This is a genomic window from Streptomyces sp. SID14478 (assembly GCF_010548525.1).
Lineage (GTDB): Bacteria > Actinomycetota > Actinomycetes > Streptomycetales > Streptomycetaceae > Streptomyces.
On record NZ_JAAGMG010000294.1, the window covers coordinates 1 to 949 of the forward strand.

A 949-nucleotide genomic window follows, 5' to 3' on the forward strand; every position below is an offset into this window, starting at 1 on the left:
GGCGCCGGCGACGACCGCGCCGGCAGCGGTGACGGCCACCCCGTCGAGGAAGTCACGGCGAGTGATCTTCCGTCTCATTCCGAGCTCGCGATCAGTGAATCTGGGCATGCGAGACCCCCACATTGATCTTCGATTTCCGCAGCTTATGCGCGTCGCCGGAATGCTATACAGCCGTCGCGAGGGTTTTATAGTGCGGATTTAGTTGATCAATGACGACTGCTCCGCGAAATCCGCACTGTTCAAATCGGGCGTGATCTGCTCGGGGAACACATCGTGCGAGGTGGGCCCGCGCGCCACGTGACCGCCGTGTCCGTTGTCGCGGAGGGCGATCCGTCCGCTGACGTCGCCGCGCAGCAGTCCTTCCGCGACGCCCGCGGCGAGCAGTTGGTCGCGGGCGCGCCGGTGCTGCGCGGAGGGCGTGCGCGGCACGCCCTCGGGTGGCAGTCTCGAGGCGTCATCTGGCATCGCGGGGAGGTCGGACTAGCTGTTCTGTCCGGGGAGGTTGTGGACAGTGACAGGGTTCACGGCTGATCGATCTTGAAATGGGTGAGGGCCTTCTGGCCTGGTGTGGATTGCGACATCTGCACCAGCAACAGAAAGGCCCTCGTGCCCCACCGTAATGCACCTCTGACCGAGACCGGACGGCTGCGGCTGGCCCGCTGCGTGGTCCATGACGGCTGGCCGCTGCGCCGGGCCGCGGAACGCTTTCAGGTCTCGCCCACCACCGCCCAGCGCTGGGCCGGCCGCTACCGTGCCCTGGGCGAGGCCGGCATGAGCGACCGCTCCAGCCGCCCCCGTCACAGCCCGGACCGGACACCGACCCGCACCGAACGCCGGATCATCAAAGTCCGTGTCCTGCGCCGCTGGGGACCGGCACGCATTGCTCACCTGCTCGGCCTGGTGCCCTCGACCGTCCACCGCGTCCTGACCCGCTACCAGCTCGCCCGGC

General features: G+C 68.0%; 2 protein-coding genes. One reads left to right on the forward strand and one right to left on the reverse strand.

Features of this window, described 5'->3' with window-relative positions; genetic code table 11:
- Nucleotides 1-198: 198 nt before the first annotated feature.
- Complete coding sequence (locus G3I40_RS09930) at nt 199-465, reverse strand: hypothetical protein (protein WP_164301785.1); 267 nt, start codon at nt 463-465, stop codon at nt 199-201.
- Nucleotides 466-606: 141 nt separating this feature from the next.
- Between G3I40_RS09930 and G3I40_RS09935 the strand changes: the two genes are divergently transcribed.
- Nucleotides 607-949 (forward strand): leucine zipper domain-containing protein (locus tag G3I40_RS09935; RefSeq protein WP_164301786.1); only part of this gene is annotated, 343 nt, incomplete at its 3' end.